Genomic DNA, 26,504 nt, shown 5'->3' with positions numbered 1-26,504 from the left:
CAGCAACCACCTGTTGTTGCTGGGTTTGTCGTTGTGACGGGAAATTTTTAGCAGATAGCGGGACCAAGCACAAGGGCGGCGTAGCCGTGCTATTTACCCTTGTGTTTGGTCCTAGTTAGTCCTTAGTCGCTAGCGACTTAGGACTAACTGCTGTCATGCTATAAATGATAGGCACATAAGGCAGGCCCAGTGACATCAGGTGGTGGCAGGCGTAAGCCTGCTTGGACCCCCGCTTGCGGGGCCTGGTGTTATTAATAAATCTTCTTTGTATAACTGTTAAAAATTTCTTTGGGACACTTTTACATAGGCCTTAAAAAATTCGTTACGATAACCCTAGAATCAAGAAATTAAAAAAATTTTTAAGGGAGATTGCACATGGTATCAAAGAAATTAGCAATGCGTTTAGACAAGAAACAAACTGAATTAGCCAATGCCGAGGCCAAAGTTAAGGTCTTAAAAGGCGAAGTGGCCGAATTAAAGCAACAAGTCCAACTAGAATTAGTTAAAAAGTTACAAGATAATCTACACACTGATGATTTAGGAACGATTGAGCAGTTTATTGCCCAAGTCGCACCGACTGATACTACAACGTCGACAACAGCGGATGGAGGTGAATTAGATGACCATTAATCGTGCCGCCATGAAAGCCTTACCGATTCAAGGCTATTTAGATTACAAAGGGATTGATTACACCACCGAACACAATCGTGTGCGGCTAGTTGATCATGATAGTTGTGTTATTAATACTGATAAAAACGTCTTTTTTTGGAACTCAAAGCAATTATCTGGTGATTTAGGAGATTTTATTACCGCTTATGAGGAGGTAACCCCTAAAGAAGCATGGGTCCGTTGGTCAGAGTATGGGCGCCATTACAATGGGCAAGATGCAGCTAATAAAGCGAAGTACGAAACACCTGCAACAACAGACAATTATCAATTTAATTGGCAAAGATGGCGTACCGCGCAAACGACGAATAATTCAGAAAATTATTTGGTAAATGAACGAGGCTTTGATGCCACATTTGTGCAACGTCTGGCAAACGCTGATTTTATCAAACAAGGCAAGCCAAGACAGGACCGACAGACAAAAGAATGGCAAAAACCAGCCATTTTATTTCCATGGTACGATGAAAATGACCAAGTCGTCGGTTTAGATCAACAAGGGACTGAAATTAATTTTGAAAAATATGGCAAGCGTGGGACGCAAAAGAAGGTCGGCGCTGGATCCGATACCCGTTACGGGTATAACTTTCGCACTGGAAATGGGGCTGATCAGTTGATTGTTTTTGAATCACCGATTGATGCACTCTCATATGCACAGATGCATTTTACGGAACCTCAAAATAAAAATACAACTTTCTTATCACTATCGGGGACGGATCACCAAAAGGTATTGTCTCAACTAGATCGCATGAAGCAATTAAACGGCCATTTACCCAAGCAACTCGTTTTAGCAACGGATAATGATTTAGCCGGATTTAAAGCAGCAGCACCCTTTGATATGTTGCAATTTGAGGGTATGACAAATATTAGGCAAATCCCAACACAAGGTAAAGATTGGAACGATCAATTAAAGGCACATGACCCCGCTATTAAAACACTCACAATGGATGAAAACCAACAACAATTAGCCGCACTAGAGACGTTTACACAACAGGCCAAGCCAGCAGTGGCAAAAGCAACGACTGATGAAAAGCAAGTTGCCCAACCGCAACGTGTGGCGCGCCAGCAACGGCGGGAAGTCCGTAAGGGTAAGAGTCGTGAGCGGAATGAAGAAATTATTAAAGATGCGTTGACGCGTGTACAAAATTATCAGAATGATCCCAAAGAAGTGCAAAACTATTTGGATTTTGTGGCCCAGGGCCAAAACTATTCACCCCGAAATACATTACTAATTTATGGGCAACGGCAAGATGCCACGATTGTGATGGGTTATAAACAATTTGCTGAACGGGGCATTCAAGTGAATAAGGGCGAAAAGGGAATGAAGATTTATGGCGCCCCTAAAAATTTGCAAAGTATTGTGACTCCCGAAGGTGATCGTGTGTACTGGCGTGATGCCACTGCTGAACAACGCCAACAAGCCAAAGCCGGTGATTTAGAAACGCGCACGGTCAAGCACTATCCAATTGAAACGGTGTTTGATGTCAAACAAACCAATGCGAAATTGGATGACTTACCGAAGTTGTTACCCAACCGGCCGGTTAATTTAGCCACTGATCAATCATCGGAACACCTGGGAACCGTTTATCAAACACTTAAAAAGTATGCGCAAGATGAACAGCATGCCCGGGTGGTTGACCAAGACCAAGGGGCGATTAAATTCTTAGCGGATCATAAGCCGATGACGAGTCACGGAGTAGCCAAGGGGGCGACAGTGATTAATCGGCAAAAACCGGATGAACCAACAATTATTTTACGCCCAGATTTACCCGTGACGGATCGGATTGCTACGTTAGCACATGAAATGGGCCATACGGCGTTACATCAACAAAGTGATGACAAGATCCCTAACGGGGTGCAAGAGTTACAAGCTGAAATGACCAGTTATGTGGTCTTAAAAAATGTCGGCGTGGAACCTGGTGATATTAGTGAAAAATATATGAGTGATTGGACTAATCACTTAAAGGAATTTTCCGACCTAAAAGAGAAATCACCTAATCTAATAACCGATGTGACCAGAGCGAGTACGTCAATCACAAATTATTTATCAGATCGCCTCACAAATGGCCAACAAATAACGTATGCCCGGCGAGCGGTGCCTAACATCCAGCCAACCGCTGTACAAATGGCCACAAACCAGGTTACCCAAGATCAAGCCAATGAAACGAAAACACGAGGACAAGCAAGATGACCACAATACAAGGTAAGTTAGTCCAAATTGCCCAAGGCAACGGACTGTATATGTTAAGCGTGGATACTGAACAAGCAGCGGACGGATTACTAGAATTACCCGTCACGGCTGAACATTATCATGTGTTATTTCCAGCCGGTGATCCCGTTTTAAATGAAATCTATGAATTTACGATACAACCTGCTGATCAACAAATGACATTAGTTAATGTTTTCCCTGTTGATGCAGAAGTCATTCCAGCAGATTTAGTCCCGACTTTAACAGCAACCCAAAACATGGAATTACAAGGAGAGCATTTTATGGATACACAGAAAGCTAGTGCAGCGTTAGAAAAACGCTTAGATGCTATTCGACAAGATGACTCATTGATGCAAGATATTCAAACCGAACTGGATCAAGAAGCGCAACAGCGCTTAGCTAATATTAAAGCCCGCCAACAAGGACAAGGGATTGAACAACTCTTTACGGCTGAAGAATTAGCGCAGCTGCAACAAAAGCAACAACAACAACCAACCAAAACCGTTTCACTGTCAGAACAAACCCGCGTTGCGGGTCAGGATGGTGATTTACCCTTGGGAGGAGATGATGACGCATGACAACCAGTTATTTAGACGTCTTTACTACGAATTTAAACCAAGTAATTGCGGCAGATCCAACTGAATACGGTGCCTTTGGCCGTGATGTTGAACTGGGTCGTTTGGTCCGAATTTTAAATCAACATAAGAAAAATAGTGCCGCTGTATTAGGTGAAGCGGGTGTTGGTAAAACGGCGCTAGTTGAAGAACTGGTTAAACGGATTTTAACCAATGATGCCAGCTTACATGGCACATTAGTTAATCGCGAGGTGCATTCATTAGAGTTAGCCAGTTTAATGTCAAATACTACGGGCAATAATTTTGCAGCTAATTTGCATCATTTGCTGGCGGAAGTCAAAGCCAATCCGCAGATCTTATTATTCATTGATGAGATGCACGAACTCATTGGGACGGGTGCAGAAGGTAGTTCCGGTATGGATGCAGCCAATATTTTAAAGCCTGCCATCGGTCGTGGTGAGATCCAAGTCATTGGGGCAACCACTAATCATGAATTTAAACAATATATTGAAGCGGATAATGCCATGGAACGTCGATTTGACAAAGTCATGCTGGATGAATTTACACCAGCACAAACCCGGACGACTTTACAACGCATTATTGCGGTTAATCCAGATCATCTGACCGTACCGGATGAGGTAATTAAGACAATCATTCAGTTTTCTGATCGCTACATTACCACGCATTTCTTTCCGGAAAAGGCCATTACCTTACTAGATAATGCTTTAGTTGAGGCAAAAATGAATGACCGTTCGGTCTTAACAACCCAAGATGTGGCCAGTATCATCAATGAACGTTACCGGGTGCCAATGTCTGTTTTAACTGAACAAGATAATGACCGGTTATTCCAGTTATATGAACGGATGCAAGGGCAAGTGATGGGGCAAAATGCCGCTTTAAAGAAAATTGTCACGAGTATTCGCGTGCGTGCGGCTGGATTAGGTGATATGAGTAAGCCATTATCATTTCTGCTGGCCGGTACACCCGGTGTGGGAAAAACGGAAACGGCTAAAGCCTTAGCCGTGCATTATTTTGGAGACGAACGGCAATTAATTCGCTTTGATATGTCGGAATTTAAATTTGCCAAGCAATCAATGGTGCGGTTTGCTGAACGAGCCGCTGAAGCTGTTAAGTTTAATCCCTATTCAGTTTTGCTACTGGATGAGATTGAAAAAGCAGACCCGATGGTGTTGGACTTATTGCTACAAATTCTTGATGATGGGCGCTTAACTAACGAACGCGGCCAAACGATTAACTTTAAAGATTTAATTATCGTCATGACCACCAATATTGGTCATCAATTAATTATCGAACGAGCTGCCAAAAGCGATAGTTACCGCCATAATCCACAACATCAAGTGACCTTCAGTAAAAACTTTGAAAATGCCTTGTTAGGTGCCGATTTAAGACAAGAATTTATCAGTCGTATTGGGGCGACCATTATTTTTGAACCGTTAGAAGTGCCAGACGTGAAGCGAATTATTGACTTGAAATTAACCAAACTTAATCGTCAAGCGCAACGACAAGGCTATCAATTGGTTTATCGGCCACAAGATGTCAGTCAATTAATTCCAAGTTTTGCCAGTGGGCAAGAATTTGTCAATGATCGGGTGGTTGAAACGCATCCATTAATTGATTTCTTAGTGGATAAGGGGTATCGCAAAAGCCTAGGTGTACGGCCATTAGATGATGCCATCATGGAATTTGTCGAATCACAAATGGCAACGGCGATCTTACATGAACGACGAACCGGCCAAGTGAACGGACATTCCTTTGTCTTTCGTGCCTGGGGGAATCCACCGGATGCGACGCATCCACGTGGTAGTTGGCAAGCCGTCGTCACACAAGCAGAATTACCCATCACACAAGAGGAGGTTGGTGCATGAGTAGAGAATGGTTTGGGAATCGTTATGAGAAATCCCGGTCGTATGAAAAACAAAGCCAAATTCGTTTGCGCGGGCAATTTTGGTTTCAACTCATAATCTTTATTGGTTATTGTGCAGTAGGAATCGTGATGGCGCTACTCGTTGGCACATTAGCCGGGGCGCTTTGGTATATCATTCGATCAGGTCTCGGTAATATGGCCTTAAATCTATTCAATGTTTATTTTAAACCGGCTTTTAGCTGGGATTACTTACAACAATACGTGATGTTTTCCTTATCTGGTGGAGTTTTACATGAACATTCTTACATCATTTGGGCGATTATGTTGCTAGTGTTTGCCATTTTCTGTCGGTTAGGGGTTAAAAATTGGTATGACTGGGTGCAAAAATTTGGTGATCGCACCACTAATCAAAACCGTTGGGCGACACTAAATGAAATTGAACGCACTTATGTTTTAATTCCCGATCGGAACAAGTTTTACAAGGGGCAAGCAGGTCAACCAATTAGTCATATTTCGGGATATGCGTTTGCTTTTTTCAAATTACACCCGCTCCTTTGGCTAAAACAAGTGGTCAAAGCCCCACTGGGCTTAAATCGCGAAAGCTTTCCCAAATGGTACCAACAAGTGCGACCACGGTTGATGCAACTACCACTATTAAACAAGTATTTTGATGCCCAACGCACGGTTGAAGGTGGTTTTCAAGGCTTTTACTGGATTGATCCAAAACCGACACACGCGATTACCACCGGGGCAACCCGTTCTGGTAAGGACCAACGGCGAGGCTATATTTTTATTGATATTATGCGTCGAGCCGAAATTCAACCCAATATCATTGATACCGATGCAAAAAATGAAGATGCCAAGATGTCATTTATTCCGCTACAAAAAGCCGGGTATGAAGTGCAATTACTCAACATTGCCGACACGGATTGGTCTGAATCGTGGAACCCGTTTCAAGTTGCTTTGAATTATGCAATGGCGGGTGAATTAGATAAGGCCCGAGACGAGGCAATGGTGATTGTACAAATTATTGGCTCATCGAGTTCATCTGAAGGTGGGAATGATATTTGGGATAAAACCGCTGAGGATACGCAACTAGCGATTATTTTGATTCTCTTATGGTTAGCGATGGAGCAGGATGATCAAACGTTAGCCACGCCAGCCGGCGTGCCACAATTTATTAATTCAGTTAATCAATTTAATGATCCAAAGGATAAAAATTTGGATGGCTTGACGCAGTATTTCAATATGCTACGCAAACTAGATCCGATGCCACCGATTATTAATGAAGCTATCCTAAAGGCCGGGTCTTACTTAGGCGCAACAGGTGATACCAAATCATCCGTCATGTTTACCTTACAAAGTCGATCAAGTTTGTTTGCGTCAGAAACGGTGGCGCGTTTAACGTCACGTTCAACCATCCAAATTTCAGATTACGGTTTTCCCCGCATGTTAAAGGTTAATGTGCCAACAGATTATGCTGGGGCAACCGCCATGGTGGAACTTTACAAACGACAAGATGATCAAGCGCAAGGACATTACCTAGAACAAGATGCCGTGAAGGTTAGTCGAGCGGGGGTTATTCAATATCCGTTCCAGCATGTCTTTCCGGATGACTGGTTAATCAAGATTCATTTTGCGGATAAAGGTAATCCCAAGCATCTACAAAAATCATGGTTGCAAATTAGTGGTGAAAAGCGAATTAAACGCCAGTTGAATCACCAAATTAAAGTGGATCCACAGAGTCAACGGCCGGTTAAGCAAGTCGTCAGTTATCCGTTGCAACAACATTTAATCAATGATGAGATACCAGCTACCTTTAGCTTACGGTATTCAGAAAAACCTAAAGCCGTGTTTATCGTCACGCCACAAAGTAATGATAACTATGCTGCAATTGCGTCCTTGTTCCTAGGACAAGTTTTCTCCGTGAATACACAAATTGCCTCGGAAATCACAAGAAGAAAAATGGACCGACAGATTATCTACAAGTTAAATGAGTTTTCTATGTTCCCCCGGATTCCGGGGTTTGATAATTTCTTAACCCGTGGTCTAACCTACGGTCATATCGTTGATATGTATGTGCAAGATGACGTCCAAGTCGCTAAACATTATTCAGAGTCAGAAGCTAAAGAAATCATGAACAATATGTTGACGCAATTCCATATTCAAACCAAGGACCGGGATACCAACCAAGCCGTTTCAGATCGTCTAGGTGAGATTGAGGTGCAAAAGGAAATTGTGAACTCACAGATGGGTGAACAGCAACAAGATAAAGGAAATCGTCAAGTTTCTATTGATAAGATGCCATTACTGTCAGCCAAAGAGTTAGAGGAGTTGAACGATGGGGAAATGGTGATTATGCGAACGGCTAAGCGTAACGATAAAAAGTGGCGCCGTATCCGACCACTGCCAATCTTTGATACTGGGAAAACGTTGATGCCCAATGCCCGTGATCTCATTGGTCAAACTTATCGTTTGGATTATTACACTACCGACTTACGGATTAAAAACAATACCAAGCACTTGAGTTATCAAGATATTTTCCAAGATTACAGTGGTTATTATCAACAATTAGCTGCGCAAGTTAATCCGGAAAAAATTGTGACGGACGAAGACGATAAGTTAACAGAGCAAACACAAACGATCATGCCTGAACCACAAAATCAAACGTTAGCTGATACCACAAGCAACGATAAAATTGGTGAAACTAACGAGGTGGCTGAAAGCCAGGAAACTGCAACTAATGAAAATGAATCTAATGCTGCTGATGACGATGAAGTCGACGATTTTACGATCTGGCAACGTGAATTTTCGGCACATGCCGACGAACCTTTGATATCAAAGATGGAGATGTCAAATTGGGCGTTTGTTCAACAAGTAGAAGATGCCATTGCCGACGCTTTAGATACGCCAGCCATAACGGCTGATACTGATAAGGTAGCAGTGCAAGCAGATGCCTTGGCACATAAATTCTTTAAGCGCCATGAACAATTAAACCAACAAGCAGCAATGCGTGATTTTATGGTCGATGATGACCGTTGCTTTAATTTGTTGATGACCATTGCGGAATTACGTGACGCACAAGAAGTAGAAAATTAAGAAAGCGAGGAAATGCACATGATAGGATTGGTACCACTGCCAGCAAATGGGCCCACCAATGCGTTTTATGAGTCATGGGCCGATTATTTACAACCAAAATCCCGGATGTTTTTGTCGGTCTTACAAATGATGTGTCAAGGGATTGCCGATTTATGTTATGACTTGGCCAATGCGGTTTTGACAGCGTGGAATGCTGCTTGGAAACTAGCCCAGTTTAGTACAATTTTTACTGAATCCGATGGCACGGGTCAAGATATTTCAGGGTATAGCTTAACCCAGTATATTGGCACATTTTTCATGATTGGGATTATTATTTTAGCCGTGATGATGGCCGTGCAATTAATTCAATTTAATTTAACGTCAGGGCGAAGAGGTAAAGAATGGCCGTCCGGCATCGTCACAGCCATTATTATCATTGCTTTAGTACCTATGTTAATTTCAGGAGGTACTAAAGTTTCAAAAAGTATGAATCAGGCCATGTTAGGAACAAATACCTCGTCGGCACAAAAAGGTGGGCACAGTATTTTAACTGATATTTGGCGAAATAATTCAGTTGATCTCAAAAAGTTGGCGCAAGCCGACTTTAAGGTCAAAGAAGGTAATATTCACGATTACAGTCCAATTAAAAAAACGTCGTCGAATGCGATTGTTAAATCGTCAATTTTTACAGATACGATGGACGACAAGGCACAAAAAGGTATTAAAAATGATAAAGCTAAAGCAGTTTTTGCCAATAAACAAGGTGAAAGTACAACTGAAAAGGTTGATAAAGGTGGTTGGTTAAAAGGAACCGAAGAAGTTTACCCTCGAGTCAAAGTAAATTGGATTGGGATTATCGCTGCCGAAATTGTCTTTGCCATTATCGGATTTTTGGCGATTATTGAATTAATCGTGCGTTTCTTCCGACTGGCTTACTATTCACTAACCCTACTAGCTTTAGCCTTTCGTGATATGGAAGGTAAAAAAGCGATGCAAATTTTACATGTGATGGAAGGTAGTATTTTAGGAATGGCATTGTTGCCGCTGAACCTTATTTTGTTCTTTGCTTTCGTCCAATGGGGTATGACGGCCATTAGTGACCAAAATCTATCATGGGGACCTTACACGATTATCAGTGTGGCGTTACTATTAGCAGCTGGTAAAGGCTTATTATCCGGGTTTGCTTTGATTGATGATTGGACCGGTATGCCAACGGGTCATGGCAATACTGCCAGTGGTTTGATTGGGGCAGCAGTCACCGGGGCAACCGTGGGTCGAGCCACCAAGGGTGTCACGGGTACAGCAGCACATATGATTGGTGGTGTTACGCGTGGTGCCGCAAAAAGCGGTAAAAAAGCTGTGGGTAGTGCCCAGTCGATGAAAGCCAAGATTGCCCAAGCAGGTAAGAATAATCAAGCGACGCAACAAGCGATACAAGCAGGTGCCAATGCAAAATTTGGTAGTGATGGCACAAGTTCAGGAAAGCAAAAAAATAGTGCGACGACGCGCTCAGCAAATGGGTTGAATGGTTTGCCCGTTAATGCAGCTGCCAGTCAATCACCAGCAACTGGTGGTGGTTCTCATGAGACTATGAACAAAGGTGAGGATAACGGACAACAAGCGCCTGGTACAGCTACTCGAAAGGCGGGTCAAACGGCTGGTTCTAATGGCTTGCGTACACCCGCCCAAGCGCATAACCCTGGCACACAACCTATTAGCTCATTAAGCAGTAGTAGTGGCAGTAGTAGTGGCAGCAGTCAATCAGCAACCACGAGTCAGTTAAGTCAAACGACCGGACAAACAACTAGTACAACTAATGGTAACCTTCAAAGTACAGCCAAGCCGGCCATGACACCACCTAAACCAATGCCAGCAAGTAGTGTTAGTCAAAGTAGTGGTAGCCAACAATCAGCAACAAGCGTGACGGGTGGTACATCAAATACAACAGCACCAACAAACACACCTCAATCAGCAATGCCAGGACGATCAGTGAGTGCAGGACCGCAGCCAACGACGAGACTAACACAACCAACTAATCAACCGATGACGAGTCAACCGGCACCTAATCAACATGCCAATAATGCGGGTCAGACAGTACAAAATAGCACGGGTCGACAAACGAGTGGTCAACCAACTAGACAGACGTCAGCTACCCGGAAATCATCAAATGCTGTATATGATAGACTTGAAAAGGAAGTACAAAATGATTTGCGTCAGGCTTATCCGAAAAAAGATAATCCGCAACGATCATAGTCAGGGCATGATGGAGGATGAAAATGAGTAACAAAATGAAATGGTTTATTGGCATCATTGCAGTACTAGTGGTGGCGACGGGTGGTGTGTCATATGGTATCTATAAACATAATCAACCCTTATCAGATGAAGCTTTTAGTAAGTTGGAAATTGATGAACAATTTGAAAAAGCGCCAGCAGGTCATTATGTGCATTTACGGAAGAATGATCCCAATTTATACCGAACAACTTGGTCACCAGACCACATCAGACATTACTTTTTTAAAAAGTATAATGTAGGGGTTAAAAACAGACCTGACGGTACTAGTAATGAAAAAACAAAATTAGGAACAAATCACTTATTTAATAATAATCGACTGATGGATGAACAACAGGGATATGGTGAGATTGGGCAGATTTATCAAGAATTATATGGTAATAGTAAGTTTAATTCAGATATGACATACTATTCCGATTCAGCTTATAATTGGTACTTTAATAGTCCCGAACAAGCACAAAAAGATCCTGATGTTAAAGAGTACGTCAATGATTTGATTCGTTAATGATACAATATACTTAAAAGTATACGTTTAAGTATAACTATAAGTATACGTAGTGTTATACTATTACGTATGAAAAAGGCGTCCAACATGAATTCTGTGTTGAACGCCTTTTATTATGCACTTAATTAATCTTTTGATTGTTGATCTAAGATGGCTTGAAAAATTTCAACGGCAAAACTTGATAAACCGGTATAACCGTTTTGCTTCGCAAGAGCTGTTAATTCCTCTTTCATCGTAGGGGTCATTGTAATTGATACGGATTGCTTACGTTCACTCGTGGGTTTGGTATTGATATTAAGACTAGCTACTAAATCAGCAGCATTGTGTTGGCGAACGGGGTTTTGAGCAAAGGCCTCTTTCATCTGTTGGTCACTAGTAGATTGTTTTGAATTAAATGACATAAATATACTCCTAACTGTGTTGATTATCTTGCAAAGTTTGCGTCATGCGTGTGAATTGGGTTATTAACTGCTCTTTAAAACCGGGGTACTGTCTCAAGATACTAGCGGGCATCTCAACGACGGCTTGTTTTTGAGCAGTTGATTTGCGCATGATTTCACGGGCGTCAATTTGGGCAATGACATTTGGCATCGTTGCTAATGCTTCACGAAACTGGCGACTTTCAATAGTATTATGTTGGATTTTATTACCAACATAATAAACTTGGGCATCAATATCACTGACGCCCGTCCGGGGGTCAATACTGTCTTGTTGGTATTCGGTCATGCGGAGTTCAAATTGGGTTTTGAGCTGTTTAAAACCATACTCACTGGGTTCCAACGGCACGATGACGGCATCACTAACTGCAATCATATTTTTCGTGAGTAAACCAAATTCTGGATGGGTATCAATCAAAATGTAGTCGTAAGACTGGATAGTATTGACGTGTAGACGCATCTACTGCATCAATAAATATTCACGATACATTTTCGTTTGAATTAAGCCTTCAACGCGATCCAAATTGGGCGAAGCTGGCAATAAATCAATATTTTGGGCAACTGGTCGGATGACGGGTTCACCACCAATAAACACATCTAATAACGTATTTTCGTTGGTAATTAAATCATATGTGGCACTTAAGTTAGCCTGAAAATCACCATCGATTAATAGGACGTGATAATTGTGTTGTGCCAGCCAGGCAGCGTAATTAAAGACCAGCGTGGTTTTACCAACGCCACCTTTTGATCCAGTAAATGTCATAATTTGCATCATTATTTCCTCGCTTGTTTATTTGTCAAAATGAAAGTTTGGTTAGTTAATCAAAGAAATAATTTAACGCTGTAAACAGTATAACACCAGGCTTTTATTAAGTGTATACGTTACGTATATCTTTAAACATACTTAATATTATACGTATAAGTATACGTAAAATTACATTTATAAATATACTTAACCGTATAACAAAGCGTATACGGTTAAGTATAACGTTACATGCTTGATTTTTTCTTTGGGACACTTTTACATAGGCCTTAAAAAATTCGTTACGATAACGGTAGTTAATCAAAGAAATAAATTATTGAAAGGTGGCATTTTTATGCAAGGTTATAACTATCGTGAGTTTTCACCAGGTAACAACATCTGGAAAAAGCAACCACGACTTTTATTTTTAAATTTTGAACGACTAGCGGTATTAGGAGGCTTTTTCATGTTTACCTATATCATGCTATCCAAAGCGTTTTCATATCAATTGACGTTTTCAAAAGGCTTTTTTCTGGTGGTCATGGTGGTTACAGCAATTTACGCCATCTTACCAGCACCCAGCAATCCGAATAGTTTGGTGATTGATGAAGTCTTTGTACGCGGTCCTAAAACGGTCAGTTCACAAAGTCTGCACGGCTCAATGAAATGCATGCCGTTGGAAAAGGAGGATTAAATGGGGTTTAAACAACAAAAAAAGCACCAATTATCATTGAAACAAGTTGCTGAATTAAGGCGACCAAAAGTTGACCTGTTGGATTTATTACCGTTTAAACGTTTCGAAGGAGAGGATAATTTATTAGTGTTAGCCGGTAATGATAAACAAGATGCGGGTTACATGGATATGTTGACGATTTATGGTAAAGACTTAGATTTCGTCTATGGTGTCGGTTCCGAAGGAGCCTCAAATATTATTCGCGACTACCATTTGTTACTCAATACGTTTACCAGTGATTTTGATATTATCATCACACGAATGGCCGCTGAAACTACCATCCAACAACGGGCTTGGTTGGCTAATCGGCAAGCAATTGATGCAGAAATGGCGCAAACCACAGATGCACGACGTTATCGGCAATTACAACTCCGCCATCAATTAGTCACGGATCAAATTGCCAGTTTACGCCACGTGGCCGAAAACGTGAAGCACCAAAGCTATACGGCTTTTATTTATGGTGAATCAGCAGCAGAAACCCGGACTGCCAGAGAAATCTTTATCAGTTCCGGTGGTCGTGCCATCACAGCCCAACCGATGTCATTAAAGCAAAAACAAACGATGTTGCAGATCTTACAAGATCCGACACAACAATTAAATCAATAAACAAGCAATAAATTAAAGGAGGCGTAAACATGAAAAAAAGTGTGGCAGCAAAACTACGCAATCAAGGTTATGATTTAGATTTAATCTGGCAGGTCCAAAATCCGAGTCCTACGATTTATCATTCTGATTATATTCATTTCGGTAATGGGGTCGGTACGATTGTCACCATCTATGATTATCCAAAAGAAACCCAACAACAAATGTGGTTCCGTAATTTGTTAGATACTGATAATACGATTACGATTTTGAAGGTTGGAACTGAATCACGGGCCAAAGTGGAAAAAGCCTTACAAGATGCAGCGAATGCCAATAATGCGATTTTAGGGGATAAGTGGCAAAACGATCAACGCAAGTTGTTGGCGGGTAATGAGTACCAACAAAACATGGCCGATTTGAATGATGCCTTAAATGGGCAAGAAATCTATAAACGCTTGTACGTGCGCGTATTATTTACAGAACGAACGATTGAAAAATTGCGCATGAAGCTAGATGATTTTCGACAACGTTTGAGTAATTATAAATCAATGGTCTATGCTGGCGAAATGGCTAATCATATGCGCCAATTCTTTATTCCAGCGATGAAGGTACAAGATATTGCGCTCAAAGATAAAGGCTTTCCCATGAAATCTTATTCATTGGCCGGCACTTATGCCTTTAACCAAACATTTTTGGCTGATCCACGAGGTGCCAATTTGGCCACGACTTTTCAAGGGGGTGAGGTCACCTTTGACCCCAGTCATTCGGATGGTAAACATCGTACCACGGCCTATAACTTAATTATTGGTGATTCTGGTTCAGGTAAATCAACCTGGATGCACCAGCAATTGGATCCGTTATTTGCTCGTGGCGACACGATTTGGTTATTCGATCGTACCCGCCGGTACTTTCCCCACATTCAACAGTTAGGGGGCCTAATTCTAACCATGGATGGTTCCCAAAACCGGGTAAATATCTTGCATGTTTTTGGCACAGTGCTAGATGAACATGGTCAAATTGATGTCATTAATTCCTTTTTACAACACTTAGAAAAGGTTAAAACGTATTATGCCACCTTAAATCCAGAAGCCGGTGTGGGTGAATTGAATCTATTCATGGATGAATTACGACGCTTTTATATTGAAGATCAAGGGATGTGGTCATATTCACCTGAAGATCACCCGGAAGAATTACGGATTATTGGATTAGATGCAAATGCCTATCCAACTTTGGAAACGTTTATTAGTTATCTACAGGCCCGACAACTAAATGCGCGTGACTTTACCGGTAATAACCGAGACCGCTTAGATAATATTGTCATGGTATTAAATAATCTTTTAAATCAATATGGCTCAAAAGTGAATGGTCATACGGATGTGCCTGATTTGTCAGACGAACAATTGATCATGTTTGATACGTCAGGTATGGCCGAATGGGAACCAAAAGTTTACGCTGCGCAATATTTTAGTATTATGTCGTTAATGAATGCTTATGTCGTCATGAATGGATACCAACAGTTAGCCCGAGAACAACGTGGTGAATTTACCAAGCAAACGGTTGCCAATGGAACGGCAGCACCGAAATACTTCTGGTGGATCCAGGATGAGGCTGATGACGTCATTAACTATACGAACCCGTTAGGCGTTTCGTTTGCCGATAAGATGATGCAACAACAGCGTAAGAATTACTTTGGGTTATTTATGATTTTCCCTGGTTTAAAGAACGTATTACCGACTGGACAACAACAAGATTCAGAAGAAACCCGTGCGATGACCGACTTTTTCAATCGTTTCCAAAATCATCATATTGGCCGGTTACCAGAAGATGACAAAAATCGTTATGCCAGCGTGACGAGTCGTTCAGATGCCACGCCGGATCAATTAGATACGTTACCGATGTTACAAGTGGGACAATTCTTATTAATTCTGCGGGGTTACCAATCAATTTTTATTACAGCTTATCGGCCAACCGATGCCCAATTACGGATGTATGGTGGAGGTATCTAAATGAGTCAAAAAGAACATAATAAAAGCCGTTTAAATCCTTATAAACCCAGTACCATTTGGGCGGATGCACAACGGGATTATGAACATTATAAAGCAACAGGTGAATGGTCCAAAAAGGACCCGGCAGTGGTGAAACGCACACTGCGCTTATTATTAATCACCGTCGTGATTTTCTTAGTGTTGGGTATTATTTTGTTGCTGCAAGCGATTGGGGGTTAGCCGATGAAAAAAGCCATCACAATTTGGTTTTGGGTTAAAATCTTGGTGCCGATACTGCTTGTGTTAATTGGTTTATTATTCTTCTTTCTGGTGGTGATTAATCTGTTTGCCGGTGGCAGTAGTGATGATAGTCAAGTTTGCTACCCCAGTAATAACGACACTTCTGCTGGTGCCGGCATTGGTGGTGATTGGAAAGATAGTAAATCCAATACCCACAAAGCGATGCAAGCAGCAGCTGATAAATTTAAAAATGAGTTACATATGAGCGGCGATAACATTGCTGCAGCATTAGCGATTGGGTTACGTGAAAGTCAATTTAATCCCAAAGCTGAAAATCCGAGTGGACAAGTGAAAGGGATTTGGCAATGGGGTGCTGGTGGTGTAAATGGTAATCGATATAAAGACACGCAAGACAATGTTGATAGCCAAGTTAATTTAGCAATTAAAGAATTAAAGTCTAGTCATGCAGCCACCTTAACGCATATGCGTAATGCCGATTTAACGCATTCGTTAGAAGCATGGGACGTGCATTTTGAAGGTGTCGCCGCCTCGGACCCACAGCGTAAGTCAACACAAACCTTAGCGACAGCGCAAAGGGTTAAGCAGGTGTTTAAGTTAGACTTTTCCGGGAGCTTAACGGACCTCACCGGCGGTGATGCCACCACGGCTCAAGGTGGTGCCACATTGAACCCTAATAATTGTCCACCAGCAACTGGAACGAGTTCTGGACTACCCGTTAAAGGCCAGTACAACATTACCGGGGGTTATCCGAACTACCAAGGTGCCGGGGGTAGTCCGCATTACGGCGTGGACTTTCAAACGGTGGGCGCCAAAGAAAATGGTGATGCCAGCAATGTTTATGCTGTTGCCGACGGTAAAGTCTATGCCAAAGCCTTTGATGCCACTGGGGGTAACAATGTCATTATCAAAAATAACGATGGTAGTTATACCTATTATGGGCATGCCCCTTCACAAGAATCAATTGTTGTAAATAAAGGGGATACCGTCCATAAAGGACAACATATATCACACCAAGGCCAAACCGGTCTCGCAACGGGTGTGCATGTGCACTTTGGGGTTAATAAGAAGAAGCCCGCTTTCGCACCTCAATCAGATGGGCTCGTAAGTGGTGGCGATTATCTATCAAAAGTGCCCCGTAAAGCAGTTCCGGAAAAGGGGCAGACCATACCTGCCGGACCATTTTCAACTGATCAAGACAAAGATAAAAAGTAGGTATTAAACATGAAAGTTAAACAATATGCAACCACGATACTGGCTTTGTTAGTGAGTATTGTGATTGCCGTTGGCGGTTACTGGACATGGCGTAATTATACGTACCATGATACCAAGCAGCCCCAACAAATCTTACAGCAACAACAGAAAACACAGGATGACGTCGTGTTAATTTTTCATAAAACAGGTTGTCCGGATTGTCAGCAAGTGGTCCGGCAGGTGAATCAAGCCGTGCAAGCAGGTCAAGCCGATCACTACGTGATGGTGGATACCAAAGATTCAAACTTATATCAAAAATATAATGTGATTGAAGTACCCACAGCCATTCATTTAAAGGCCGGTCAGGAAGTGGCCCGGTACGCAGGTGCCAATAATCCGGATCGTTTAGTTAACGTCATTAAAGCCACGAAGGAGTAAGCCATGGACAAACAAAAAGTCACGAAAGGGCTACTGAAAATAGTATTAGGGTTAAGCATAATCTTTGCGGCTCTGGCCTTTGTTTACGACCAAAAGCAGTCCCAGCAACAACAGACCACGCATAATCAAATACAACAAGTGCAAAAGAAACAACGGTCAGCACAAAAACAACAGCAAAATAAAGAAACATTGGTTACTGATACCGTTTATCAAAAGCGGGCGGTGACGTTTCTGAACCGCGCTTTAGCGCGTGCCACGAAATCAGGTGATATTAGTGCTAAAGATGAGACTTATGGTAATGCCGATGCTTATACGGCGATTCAAGCAATGGCCGGTATGAATAGTGGTATGAAATTAACCCAGCACGACTTACATTTTAATAAAATGGCCGATGGGGAAATTGTCGGTGAGGGTCAGATTGAGATTGAAGCATTTGGTATTTCGGATGATAAAGAGGCTAAGACGCGCCATATCAAATCAAAATTTACCGTCTTATTAACCTTAGAACAATATCAAGGTCAGTTACGCGTTGAAAGCATCAAGTTAGGGGAGGTGAAAGCCAGTGAAAATGCCAAAGATACCGTCTACTAAGTGGTTCTATTTGATTACTAGCGGGTTAAGTGTTGTGGCCATCGTAATGGGTTGTGTATTCATGCTTAATGGGGCTAATCACCAAACTGAACGTAAGCAACAGCAAGTGCACCTCAAGCAACAACAGACGCAACGCAAGTTGTCAAAATTTGAACGAGAACGCCCGTTGTATAGTCGGACTGAAGAACGGTTAGATACGTTTATGAGTGCTTACTTTAATTATGATGATCAAAAAGCCTATAATCATCGCCGTCAAGCCGCTAAAAAAGTGGTGAGTCCCGCAGTTTATGATAACCGACGGTTATTTAAAGAAGATAAGTACAGTAAAACCCGGCAGTTAGGCTTACAATCGACGTTTGTTAAAAATCAGATTGTGCCAACCAAAATTACCGATCAGCAACTAGAAGCAACTGTTTATACAACGCAAGAGTTAAACTTTGAAGATGAAGAAGGGCAAGATACCATCAAAGTCTTTCAGGTTACGTATGATGGTAAAACTGATAAACTAGTTAAAATTGATCAACAAGGTGTCTACAATATCGCTGTTGATAGTACGGAAACTGTTGATTAATAAAAGTATCCCAAATTAAGAGGAGGGCGTCATATGAATTGGATACCACACATTATGGCTGCTGGTCAGGGGGATTTAAGTAGTCCAGCAGCGCAAGAATTGGGCCACAAATATTGGCAAACGTCGGCACAAGGACATTATATTGTTGATTATGCCAAATACTTTAGTAATTTAATTGCATTAAGCGAATTTTTGCAGGTCACACAAGTCCAATTACGAATAGCAATGATCAAGGCTGACGAACGTCATAGTCATCAATTCACGATGAATGATCATATTATTCGCTTTAATAACAATGAGGGCTATCAATCATTTTTGAAACCCCAATCATAAACGTATACGCATTAACATACGAGTAAGTATACGGTATATCATACGCAATCGTATACGATACGTATACGTAAAATTATCGTTCGTGACAATTAGTTAATGTGCTATACTAACTTTGGTAATTAGATTTCAAGAACAACCGTTCACTTGGTGCCGTGCACTGCCAAGTTGAGCGGTTATTCTTTTTTTAATGACTTAAAAATTTCTTTGGGACACTTTTACATAGGCCTTTAAAAATTCGTTACGATAGGGTTGCACTAGAGATAGTGACATTTAAATTTTTGGAGGTCAGACAATGACAACATATACAAAACCATGGTCACGCGGCTTCGTGACGGCAACGCTTAGTGTAGGGACAATACTATTAGCTAGTAGTCAAGCAACCTTGGTCCACGCAGCTGCTTTGGAAGAAACGGCTAAAAACACCGGTAGTAAAGTGATTACCTTTTTAATTTTACTAACGGTTGTTTTAGGAGCGATTGGGGCTGCTTTAGGTATTGCCATGATGGCATCAGGTAATCAAATGCTGCATGCATCTGGTACGAAAAAAATCATGATTGGTTTAGCAAGTATTGTGGGAATCCTATGCTTGAGTCTTGGGGTAACTTGGATCGTTAATACCGTTACCAGTGCCGGTGGTGGCTTTAACTGGACTTGGCCATTTTAAGCGGCTGTATTTAATTTGAAAGGAGGGACATATGCATTGGTTAAAATCAAAGAAACGACAACCGCCGGTTGATTTAGGCGATTATCGCGCCCAAGTGGTTAAAAGTACGTTAGATAGTGACAATCCGTTGATTAAACAATTGCTGGCTGATACGGGTCAAGTGACGCAAACCTGGCCTAATCTGAAACTAGATGAGTTAAAAACGCTGACAGAAAAAATACAACAAAACGTGGCGATTGCTACCGGTGAAGTGGTGCCGTTAGGTGACATCAGCTTTTTAACGGTGGACCCGAAAAACCCGAAGAAAACGGTGGAAACGGGCTTAACCTGGGAAAACGCTGTGGTAAGAGGCGACATGGAAAATTTTGTCGTGGAAACAGTTAATCAAGTATTGAACGATGAACAAGTACGTCTGGCCGATGATTTGACGTATCAAGAATTAACAGACGCATTGACAGCCTTTTTAACTGCCAGTCATGAGCTTGGAGGCTTTACCGATCAAGAGTTACCGACCTTGCCCAGTGAAGACGAATATATTGAAGCTGTTGAGCATAATGAGCTCTTTAACCGGTTACCACAACGGTTAGTGGTTCGTGATGAACCAACGACTGATAAACCTGAACAGACGGTTAAATCAAGCCAACCACAATCTGAAATAACCTTATCAGAAGCTTCATCACAAGCAGCTAACGATGCTGAACCAGCTAGTGCGGTTAGTCAAGCTGCAACAGCTGTCGCAGATGCTGCTTCGGTTGCCACGCAACCGGTAATGCCAGCTGCAGCTACCGCCGATAGCACTTTAACCATTGCCAAACTTATTCAAGCCTTTCAAGTTAAAACTTCGTTTTTCAAAACGAAACCGTTGGATGAAAAACAAACGGTGGTACCGGAAAGCGATGATTATGTTGACGTGATGATGGTACGCGAAACTAAAGAAGCAAATGTCTTCATGCAACAAACCGCCGATAAGGTGGCCGATGCTTACCGTGAGACACTGACGCAAAACATTGCTGATGTGCATGAAGATACACAAGCCATTGATGACCTGCTAACAACAGATTGGCAAACACCAATTAAACAACAGGTAACGCAACGTCATACGAAAGATTATGGCGATCGTTTGGACAATTCGTTAGCAGCTTTAGATAATGATTATCAACAAGCTGTTGCCGAAGAAGAACAACGTCATGAACAAACGTTAACCAAGCTTGAACAACAATTAGCCACTGATAAAGCCAAAACGACGGCTAAATTAACGGGTGATCGTGACCAAATTATTCAACATGAAATTGCCCAAATTATTACCACGCAAAAGCAATATATCGAGCAAGAAGTGCAACAATTGCGCTATAACCAAGCCGAATTTAAGCGCCACAAAGTGATCGACCAAATTGTGGCTGGGCAAAAGGAAGCTAATGATTTAATGACGAAAGCTTATCGGCAGTTATCGAGTGATTTAGAAGTATGCCGCCAAGATTTTATTAAGGAACATGAACATGCCTTAGCAATCCGTGAGGATTCAGATAAAGCCCAAGCTGAAAAGGAACGTCTTCAATTTGCGAATGCAGAAGTGCTTAATCTTGAGAAACGCCATGACCAATTGAAATCAGTTAAAATGGACCTGGAAGGCCAAATTGGCCAACTGCAAGCTGAATCATCTAAGTGGCAATTCCGTGCAGAAACGGCTCAAGAAGATTTGGAACGGGTTAAACAACAATTGGTTGAAGTTAATCAACAATATGAGCATCGTTTACAGAGTGATCAAGTCGATTTAGCCCAACACCAAGAATTGGCACAACAAGCCCGCCAAGCTAAGTTAGCCAAGTGGTTACATCCATTTAAAAATCGGCAAAAAGAAACGAAACACGTCTCGCAGCCGTGAGACATAATCACGTCATGCCTGGTGGTCAGTCCTAGACTGAATGAGGTTCGATTCCTGATCATGATGATTGCTGAATTATCAGCAAATAATTTCTAAATACTAATATCAAAAATGGGGGGAATATATGATATTTCAATTAAAACAATTTAAAAGACGTTGTCGCTATTACTTTGGGTATATGTATTCAGTTCTTTTCTATGTAGCACCTAGCCTACTAGCAGCTGATCTTTTTGAACAGGGCGAGGATTATATCGCCTTTTTGATGCTAGGTACAGGTTACCTGATGAGTATTTTATTTTTTGTTGCCAGTCGTAAAGACCAAAAATACTACCATGAAGTTCGTCATGAATTTGCGGGACTTTATGCAAAATTAGACCAATTAGAAAAGCGAGGTGACTAAATGAGCACGGTTATTCTAGCAGAGAAACCAAGCCAAGCACGGGCTTATGTGGATGCTTTGCAACAGAATACCAAACAATCGGGTTACTACGAGGTCAGTGACCCGATTTTGCCGTCAGATACAACCATCACGTTTGGGTTTGGTCATTTAGTTGAACTGGCACCACCTGATGATTACGATGCCAAATTTAAGCACTGGTCGTTGGACAATTTGCCGATTTTTCCGGAAAAATACCACTTTGTGGTTGGGGCAGATAAACAAAAGCAATTCAAGATTGTTAAAAAGCTATTACAAGCAGCAGATACAATTATTATTGCAACGGATAGTGACCGTGAAGGCAGTAACATTGCTTGGAGCATTATTAAGCAAGCTGGAGCTTATACAAAGAACAAAACCTATCAACGTTTGTGGATTAATAGTTTAGAAAAAGCAGCGATTCGAGAAGGTTTTCAACATTTACGTACAGGCGCTAGTGATCTACCGGCTTATTACGAAGCACAAACGCGCCAGATTAGTGATTGGTTAGTCGGCATGAATGCGAGTCCGCTATACACGTTATTATTACGACAAGCAGGTGTCCACGGCGTTTATTCAATTGGGCGGGTGCAAACCCCAACGCTGTATATGGTTTATGAACGTGATTTAGCGATTAAAAACTTTCACCCGACACCTTATTTAGAGTTACAAGCACAAGTCCAAGTTGAACAGCAAACATTTCAAGCGAAATTAGAGCCGTATCAGCGTTTTGATGACCAAAAGCAGCTCAATACCTACATGACGACTAAAAACGTGCAAATTGGCTTACAGGACGGTTTCATTGCGGGTGTTGATACAACGGCTAAGCAAACTACTAGTCCGCGTTTGTTTTCGTTATCGAGTTTGCAAAGTGCCATGAATAAACAAGCGCATGTCAGTGCTAGTGAAACGTTAAAAGCGGTGCAAGCCTTGTATGAAGCGAAATTATTAACTTATCCACGAACGGATTGTCAGTATATTACGGATCAAGAATTTGATTATTTGCTGGATAACCTGACGGCTTACCAAGCCTTGATTCCAGAAGAAGTTGTTTTAGATCATCTGACCGCCAATAAACGTTATATTAATGGGGCTAAGGTGCAAGAACATCACGCCATCATTATGACCAAAACTATACCTACACCAGCGCAGTTACAAAAGCTCACGCCTTTGGCACAACAAATTTATGATTTGGTCCTACGAACGACATTGGCCATGTTTGCCCAGCCGTATGAGTACCAAGAAACCGTCATTATAACGCAAGTCGGCCAAGCCCTATTTAAAGCCACGGGTAAAGTTCCTACTAATCCAGGCTGGCAGGTATTATTAAAACAACCATTGAAAGAAAAAAAAGAATCAAAAGAACCGGCTGTTTTGCCCAAAGTTACCCAGGGACAACGCGTACAAGTGACGTTAGCTGCCACTAAGAAACTAACCAAAGCGCCGATACCTTTCACGGAAGGAACGTTAATTACAGCTATGAAAACAGCTGGTAAAACATTGGAGGATGCCGACGAACAAGCTATTTTAAAAGAAGCTGAAGGAATTGGGACTGAAGCCACCCGGGCTAATATTTTGGAAGTGCTTAAAAAGCGGCAGTATTTAGTGACGGCAAAGAATCAGTTACATGTATCGGCAAGTGGACAAACCTTATGTCAAGCTGTTTCATTACAGCCACTATTAACAAGCCCAACTATGACGGCAAAATGGGAAACCGCTTTGAAACAAATTGGTCAACAACAATGGACGCCAAACAATTTTCTTGGCCAAATTAAAAAATTTGTGCAGAAATTAGTGGACGAAGTACCGGACCAACTAGGCCAATCAACAGCCATGCAGCAGCAAATTAACGTACAAAAAGAGGATGAATCTAAGCAACAAGCGGCAGCTAATTTAGGGCAATGTCCGGTCTGTCAGCAAGGTCAAATTGTGGACAAGGGTAAGTTTTACGGCTGTACAAATTATAAAGCTGAACAATCATGCCAATTTACGCTGCCCAAAAAATGGAGTAGTAAAACACTGACACCAACCATTGTCACAACTTTACTAACGAAAGGGACGACCGCCAAGTTGAAGGGGTTTAAATCAAAGAAAACGGTCAAGTCGTTTCAAGCAAAATTGCAGTTAAAAAATGGCAAACTAGCTTTTGATTTTGGTAAGCAATAATATGCTGTATAATATTCAGTAACATGACGCTGATATACAGACATAAAGGGGAACTATATTATGGTTATGAGTGAAAAGTTAATTCAATTACGAGTCGAAGAAGATGTTAAGGATAAAGCAGATGCCATTTTTAAGGCACAAGGGCTAACGACACAGTCAGCAATCAAAATGTTTTTAACACAAGTTGCGCATATAGGTGAATCACCTTTTGATCATTTGTTTAAAAATTAATCTGGGTTTATCCTCTGATTAATATTAATTGCAGAGGTGCCGTAAAATTCGTACAATATAGGTGATAGATATTAACAATAGGTACCTATTAACTTGTTTTTACTACATCTTATTTTTTCGTTTGTTTCATCTTTTTCAAATATTCTCTGATTTGCGAAGATATTTAAGGCCAGTAACTTACTGGTCTTTTTTAATAGATTAAGCAAAGTTTGTCTCTACAAAATAATATTTGATTAATCATTTAATTAGTTTAAAATTAATGATATACAGTTAAAACTAACAATTAAGTGGCAAGGGTTCTTTCTTAGTGATCACACAGCAGATGTGGCTAGCTACTCAAATAACAGAGCTCAAAATATAGCGCGCCAGGACCAGCAAGAAATGACACAAGAAGCCATTGGTCGGTATTTAATGAAAGCTTTTGATCAACATTTCCCAGTTACTTTGCAATTACGGAATCACAATGATGAAGGGGTGGTGAGTCCGTTTTATCATGGCAAAGTGCTAGGATTCCAAGATGATGATGTGATTCTTTCAGGTCATCAACGCCGATTTCCAATGTGTGATATTTTATATGTTGCACGACACTAACACTAGTTATAACTAAAACATCAGTAAATTAGGACTAGCGTCTGCTGGTCTTTTTAATTTGGCAAAATTTAATTTCTGTGAAACGCATTCTACGGCCATTTTTGATTGTAAAGTGACCAACTATGCACGATTTATTTAATCTAATCACTTGTGTGAACGGGTATTCTATTATTAGGTAAAGGTTTTAACGCTATTTTTAAATTTACCAATCAATACTTTGTTGAGGAGATTAACTTATGAGATCTTATAAACGCTTAAGTCGTTCAGAGCGCTACTACATTTATATTTGGTACTATGAACAAAAAATTAGCTTACGCCAGATTGCCTTACGGTTACACCGGACACCCAAAACAATCTATGACGAAGTGCATTATAATCGGCGCCGTACTGATGTTTCATTAGACAAAATTCCCTATGATCCGGAATATGCCGATTGGTTAGCTGCACAAAATCGTATTAATCGTAATTACGGTAAATTACATACGTCACGTGGTACTTTAAAACGCATTCAAAAAGTGGTTGAGGAAAAGCATTGGACGATCCCGATGATAGCGCACCGTGTGAAAAATGCGCCTTCAGCGGCAACCTTATATCGTTATTTAAAATTAGGCGTGCCTGCCTTGCTTAATTACCAAAAACATAAGTATCACATGCGACCAGTTTCTATGCGTGAAATTATGCGATCGCATCGCGAAAGCGATTTTATGCAAACTCACAGTATTGAGCAACGACCATCAATCATTAATGAGCGACGTAATTTTGGTCACTGGGAAATGGATTGTATTGATTCCTCTAAAGGGGTTAAAGCCAGTCTCTTGGTTTTTTACGAACGTAAAAGTCGGTATGTGGAAATCATGAAGTTAGCCAGTAAACAAGTCAGTGCCATGCATGATGCAATTGAACAATTTTTAAAACGGCATCCGAATCAAGTTCAATCAATCACGACAGATCGGGGTCACGAGTTTACAAACTTTGATGTAATGATGTTGCTTGATAAGTGGCAGGTGGCTGTCTATTTTACCCATGCATATAGTCCGGCAGAAAAGGGGGGTATTGAACGCATTAATCGTGATATTCGGCACTTCTTTCCCAAAGGGCAGAGTTTTACTAAAATTACCTTAGTGGCACTACGTGCTGTTCAAGATATTATTAACCACTATCCCAAAGCAGTATTAGGGTGGAAAACGCCGCAAGTCTGCTATAACCAATTCTTACAAAGCCAAAAATTCCGTCAAAAGAAAGCGCATCGGTTAAATAATAGCCAATTAGCTTAAGGTCAATCAGGTAACTGAATAACTAACTAAACTTGTATTTTTGCTGCTTAAATACAAGTCCTTTTGGCTGCCTTGAATTAGCTGCTGAACACATGTAAATATTTCTGTCAGATAATTGGTTTCAGCCAGCAATAAAAGTCACAACGAGATAATCCAAAAATGATATTGAAATGTAAAAAAGCGGGCAAAGGTTGGTTTAATGCAGTGCACGT

Annotated in this window: 24 protein-coding genes and 1 pseudogene; 23 read left to right on the top strand and 2 right to left on the bottom strand. The window is 41.2% G+C overall.

Going from position 1 to position 26,504, the window contains the following annotated elements:
• Positions 1 to 375: 375 nt before the first annotated feature.
• The 7 genes from ACQ4QH_RS05300 to ACQ4QH_RS05270 are packed head-to-tail and all read left to right on the top strand — an operon-like array spanning position 376 to position 11,205.
• Positions 376 to 630, top strand: coding sequence for a hypothetical protein (locus ACQ4QH_RS05300; protein ID WP_115471613.1), 255 nt, complete (start codon positions 376 to 378; stop codon positions 628 to 630).
• Entirely contained in the window at positions 620 to 2,854 is a 2,235-nt protein-coding gene (locus tag ACQ4QH_RS05295; protein ID WP_439818059.1) for a toprim domain-containing protein, read from the top strand. The genes ACQ4QH_RS05300 and ACQ4QH_RS05295 overlap by 11 nt, the downstream gene beginning before the upstream one ends.
• Complete coding sequence (locus ACQ4QH_RS05290) at positions 2,851 to 3,450, top strand: hypothetical protein (protein WP_439818058.1); 600 nt, start codon at positions 2,851 to 2,853, stop codon at positions 3,448 to 3,450. The genes ACQ4QH_RS05295 and ACQ4QH_RS05290 overlap by 4 nt, the downstream gene beginning before the upstream one ends.
• Complete coding sequence (locus ACQ4QH_RS05285) at positions 3,447 to 5,333, top strand: AAA family ATPase (protein WP_439818057.1); 1,887 nt, start codon at positions 3,447 to 3,449, stop codon at positions 5,331 to 5,333. Before ACQ4QH_RS05290 ends, ACQ4QH_RS05285 begins: the two co-directional genes overlap by 4 nt.
• Positions 5,330 to 8,431: a type IV secretory system conjugative DNA transfer family protein gene (locus tag ACQ4QH_RS05280; RefSeq protein ID WP_439818056.1), complete on the top strand. Its 3,102-nt coding sequence runs from the start codon at positions 5,330 to 5,332 to the stop codon at positions 8,429 to 8,431. The genes ACQ4QH_RS05285 and ACQ4QH_RS05280 overlap by 4 nt, the downstream gene beginning before the upstream one ends.
• Positions 8,432 to 8,449: 18 nt before the next feature.
• Complete coding sequence (locus ACQ4QH_RS05275; RefSeq protein ID WP_439818055.1) at positions 8,450 to 10,663, top strand: pLS20_p028 family conjugation system transmembrane protein; 2,214 nt, start codon at positions 8,450 to 8,452, stop codon at positions 10,661 to 10,663.
• Positions 10,664 to 10,686: 23 nt separating this feature from the next.
• Positions 10,687 to 11,205 (top strand): hypothetical protein, encoded by a 519-nt coding sequence (locus ACQ4QH_RS05270; protein ID WP_131473551.1) that lies wholly within the window; start codon positions 10,687 to 10,689, stop codon positions 11,203 to 11,205.
• 125 nt (positions 11,206 to 11,330) lie between these two features.
• Here ACQ4QH_RS05270 and ACQ4QH_RS05265 read toward each other — a convergent pair whose 3' ends face one another.
• The gene (locus tag ACQ4QH_RS05265; protein WP_043941720.1) at positions 11,331 to 11,606 is read right to left on the bottom strand and encodes a hypothetical protein; all 276 of its coding nucleotides are present in this window, start codon (positions 11,604 to 11,606) and stop codon (positions 11,331 to 11,333) included.
• Between the two features lie 10 nt (positions 11,607 to 11,616).
• Positions 11,617 to 12,405, bottom strand: a pseudogene (locus ACQ4QH_RS05260) (ParA family protein).
• A 334-nt stretch (positions 12,406 to 12,739) separates the two neighbouring features.
• Between ACQ4QH_RS05260 and ACQ4QH_RS05255 the strand changes: the two are divergent.
• The 16 genes from ACQ4QH_RS05255 to ACQ4QH_RS05180 all read left to right on the top strand — a co-directional run bounded on the left by ACQ4QH_RS05255 (position 12,740) and on the right by ACQ4QH_RS05180 (position 26,292).
• Positions 12,740 to 13,078 carry a hypothetical protein gene (locus tag ACQ4QH_RS05255; RefSeq protein ID WP_131473548.1) on the top strand — a complete coding sequence of 113 codons (339 nt, stop codon included), beginning with the start codon at positions 12,740 to 12,742 and terminating at the stop codon, positions 13,076 to 13,078.
• Complete coding sequence (locus tag ACQ4QH_RS05250) at positions 13,079 to 13,723, top strand: hypothetical protein (RefSeq protein ID WP_043941718.1); 645 nt, start codon at positions 13,079 to 13,081, stop codon at positions 13,721 to 13,723. It begins immediately after the preceding gene.
• Positions 13,724 to 13,752: 29 nt separating this feature from the next.
• The gene (locus tag ACQ4QH_RS05245; protein ID WP_439818054.1) at positions 13,753 to 15,705 is read left to right on the top strand and encodes a type IV secretion system protein VirB4; all 1,953 of its coding nucleotides are present in this window, start codon (positions 13,753 to 13,755) and stop codon (positions 15,703 to 15,705) included.
• Positions 15,706 to 15,924 (top strand): hypothetical protein, encoded by a 219-nt coding sequence (locus tag ACQ4QH_RS05240; protein ID WP_043941716.1) that lies wholly within the window; start codon positions 15,706 to 15,708, stop codon positions 15,922 to 15,924.
• Between the two features lie 3 nt (positions 15,925 to 15,927).
• Positions 15,928 to 17,157: a phage tail tip lysozyme gene (locus ACQ4QH_RS05235; RefSeq protein ID WP_439818053.1), complete on the top strand. Its 1,230-nt coding sequence runs from the start codon at positions 15,928 to 15,930 to the stop codon at positions 17,155 to 17,157.
• Positions 17,158 to 17,166: 9 nt separating this feature from the next.
• On the top strand, positions 17,167 to 17,574 hold the full coding sequence (locus ACQ4QH_RS05230) for a thioredoxin family protein (RefSeq protein ID WP_043941714.1): 408 nt from the start codon (positions 17,167 to 17,169) through the stop codon (positions 17,572 to 17,574).
• 3 nt (positions 17,575 to 17,577) lie between these two features.
• Positions 17,578 to 18,165: a hypothetical protein gene (locus ACQ4QH_RS05225; RefSeq protein WP_439818052.1), complete on the top strand. Its 588-nt coding sequence runs from the start codon at positions 17,578 to 17,580 to the stop codon at positions 18,163 to 18,165.
• Positions 18,137 to 18,736: a hypothetical protein gene (locus ACQ4QH_RS05220; protein ID WP_131473543.1), complete on the top strand. Its 600-nt coding sequence runs from the start codon at positions 18,137 to 18,139 to the stop codon at positions 18,734 to 18,736. The genes ACQ4QH_RS05225 and ACQ4QH_RS05220 overlap by 29 nt, the downstream gene beginning before the upstream one ends.
• Positions 18,737 to 18,769: 33 nt before the next feature.
• Complete coding sequence (locus ACQ4QH_RS05215; RefSeq protein WP_150222298.1) at positions 18,770 to 19,069, top strand: hypothetical protein; 300 nt, start codon at positions 18,770 to 18,772, stop codon at positions 19,067 to 19,069.
• 292 nt (positions 19,070 to 19,361) lie between these two features.
• Positions 19,362 to 19,733 carry a hypothetical protein gene (locus tag ACQ4QH_RS05210; RefSeq protein WP_115470344.1) on the top strand — a complete coding sequence of 124 codons (372 nt, stop codon included), beginning with the start codon at positions 19,362 to 19,364 and terminating at the stop codon, positions 19,731 to 19,733.
• Positions 19,734 to 19,764: 31 nt separating this feature from the next.
• Positions 19,765 to 21,615: a hypothetical protein gene (locus ACQ4QH_RS05205; RefSeq protein ID WP_439818051.1), complete on the top strand. Its 1,851-nt coding sequence runs from the start codon at positions 19,765 to 19,767 to the stop codon at positions 21,613 to 21,615.
• A 124-nt stretch (positions 21,616 to 21,739) separates the two neighbouring features.
• Positions 21,740 to 22,015 (top strand): hypothetical protein, encoded by a 276-nt coding sequence (locus tag ACQ4QH_RS05200; protein WP_043941709.1) that lies wholly within the window; start codon positions 21,740 to 21,742, stop codon positions 22,013 to 22,015.
• Complete coding sequence (locus ACQ4QH_RS05195; RefSeq protein WP_439818050.1) at positions 22,016 to 24,196, top strand: DNA topoisomerase 3; 2,181 nt, start codon at positions 22,016 to 22,018, stop codon at positions 24,194 to 24,196.
• Between the two features lie 66 nt (positions 24,197 to 24,262).
• Positions 24,263 to 24,427, top strand: coding sequence for a type II toxin-antitoxin system RelB/DinJ family antitoxin (locus ACQ4QH_RS05190; RefSeq protein ID WP_439819508.1), 165 nt, complete (start codon positions 24,263 to 24,265; stop codon positions 24,425 to 24,427).
• 381 nt (positions 24,428 to 24,808) lie between these two features.
• Positions 24,809 to 25,018: a hypothetical protein gene (locus ACQ4QH_RS05185; RefSeq protein WP_439818049.1), complete on the top strand. Its 210-nt coding sequence runs from the start codon at positions 24,809 to 24,811 to the stop codon at positions 25,016 to 25,018.
• Between the two features lie 236 nt (positions 25,019 to 25,254).
• Positions 25,255 to 26,292, top strand: coding sequence for an IS30 family transposase (locus tag ACQ4QH_RS05180; RefSeq protein WP_439818048.1), 1,038 nt, complete (start codon positions 25,255 to 25,257; stop codon positions 26,290 to 26,292).
• The last annotated feature ends 212 nt before the right edge of the window (positions 26,293 to 26,504 follow it).

It is taken from the genome of Weissella paramesenteroides, from assembly GCF_051903945.1.
In the GTDB taxonomy this organism is placed as follows: Bacteria; Bacillota; Bacilli; order Lactobacillales; family Lactobacillaceae; genus Weissella; species Weissella paramesenteroides_A.
This window is presented reverse-complemented; position numbering and strand designations above follow the sequence as displayed.

What these genes read in the sequence shown, in the direction of transcription:
- ACQ4QH_RS05180 (WP_439818048.1), top strand. Translation starts at nt 25,255, where the DNA reads ATGAGATCTTATAAACGCTTAAGTCGTTCAGAGCGCTACTACATTTAT.
- ACQ4QH_RS05225 (WP_439818052.1), top strand. Translation starts at nt 17,578, where the DNA reads ATGGACAAACAAAAAGTCACGAAAGGGCTACTGAAAATAGTATTAGGG.
- ACQ4QH_RS05215 (WP_150222298.1), top strand. Translation starts at nt 18,770, where the DNA reads ATGAATTGGATACCACACATTATGGCTGCTGGTCAGGGGGATTTAAGT.
- ACQ4QH_RS05270 (WP_131473551.1), top strand. Translation starts at nt 10,687, where the DNA reads ATGAGTAACAAAATGAAATGGTTTATTGGCATCATTGCAGTACTAGTG.
- ACQ4QH_RS05230 (WP_043941714.1), top strand. Translation starts at nt 17,167, where the DNA reads ATGAAAGTTAAACAATATGCAACCACGATACTGGCTTTGTTAGTGAGT.
- ACQ4QH_RS05240 (WP_043941716.1), top strand. Translation starts at nt 15,706, where the DNA reads ATGAGTCAAAAAGAACATAATAAAAGCCGTTTAAATCCTTATAAACCC.
- ACQ4QH_RS05210 (WP_115470344.1), top strand. Translation starts at nt 19,362, where the DNA reads ATGACAACATATACAAAACCATGGTCACGCGGCTTCGTGACGGCAACG.
- ACQ4QH_RS05245 (WP_439818054.1), top strand. Translation starts at nt 13,753, where the DNA reads ATGAAAAAAAGTGTGGCAGCAAAACTACGCAATCAAGGTTATGATTTA.
- ACQ4QH_RS05280 (WP_439818056.1), top strand. Translation starts at nt 5,330, where the DNA reads ATGAGTAGAGAATGGTTTGGGAATCGTTATGAGAAATCCCGGTCGTAT.
- ACQ4QH_RS05250 (WP_043941718.1), top strand. Translation starts at nt 13,079, where the DNA reads ATGGGGTTTAAACAACAAAAAAAGCACCAATTATCATTGAAACAAGTT.
- ACQ4QH_RS05300 (WP_115471613.1), top strand. Translation starts at nt 376, where the DNA reads ATGGTATCAAAGAAATTAGCAATGCGTTTAGACAAGAAACAAACTGAA.
- ACQ4QH_RS05190 (WP_439819508.1), top strand. Translation starts at nt 24,263, where the DNA reads ATGAGTGAAAAGTTAATTCAATTACGAGTCGAAGAAGATGTTAAGGAT.
- ACQ4QH_RS05275 (WP_439818055.1), top strand. Translation starts at nt 8,450, where the DNA reads ATGATAGGATTGGTACCACTGCCAGCAAATGGGCCCACCAATGCGTTT.
- ACQ4QH_RS05290 (WP_439818058.1), top strand. Translation starts at nt 2,851, where the DNA reads ATGACCACAATACAAGGTAAGTTAGTCCAAATTGCCCAAGGCAACGGA.
- ACQ4QH_RS05200 (WP_043941709.1), top strand. Translation starts at nt 21,740, where the DNA reads ATGATATTTCAATTAAAACAATTTAAAAGACGTTGTCGCTATTACTTT.
- ACQ4QH_RS05295 (WP_439818059.1), top strand. Translation starts at nt 620, where the DNA reads ATGACCATTAATCGTGCCGCCATGAAAGCCTTACCGATTCAAGGCTAT.
- ACQ4QH_RS05265 (WP_043941720.1), bottom strand. Translation starts at nt 11,606, where the DNA reads ATGTCATTTAATTCAAAACAATCTACTAGTGACCAACAGATGAAAGAG.
- ACQ4QH_RS05255 (WP_131473548.1), top strand. Translation starts at nt 12,740, where the DNA reads ATGCAAGGTTATAACTATCGTGAGTTTTCACCAGGTAACAACATCTGG.
- ACQ4QH_RS05195 (WP_439818050.1), top strand. Translation starts at nt 22,016, where the DNA reads ATGAGCACGGTTATTCTAGCAGAGAAACCAAGCCAAGCACGGGCTTAT.
- ACQ4QH_RS05185 (WP_439818049.1), top strand. Translation starts at nt 24,809, where the DNA reads ATGACACAAGAAGCCATTGGTCGGTATTTAATGAAAGCTTTTGATCAA.
- ACQ4QH_RS05235 (WP_439818053.1), top strand. Translation starts at nt 15,928, where the DNA reads ATGAAAAAAGCCATCACAATTTGGTTTTGGGTTAAAATCTTGGTGCCG.
- ACQ4QH_RS05285 (WP_439818057.1), top strand. Translation starts at nt 3,447, where the DNA reads ATGACAACCAGTTATTTAGACGTCTTTACTACGAATTTAAACCAAGTA.
- ACQ4QH_RS05205 (WP_439818051.1), top strand. Translation starts at nt 19,765, where the DNA reads ATGCATTGGTTAAAATCAAAGAAACGACAACCGCCGGTTGATTTAGGC.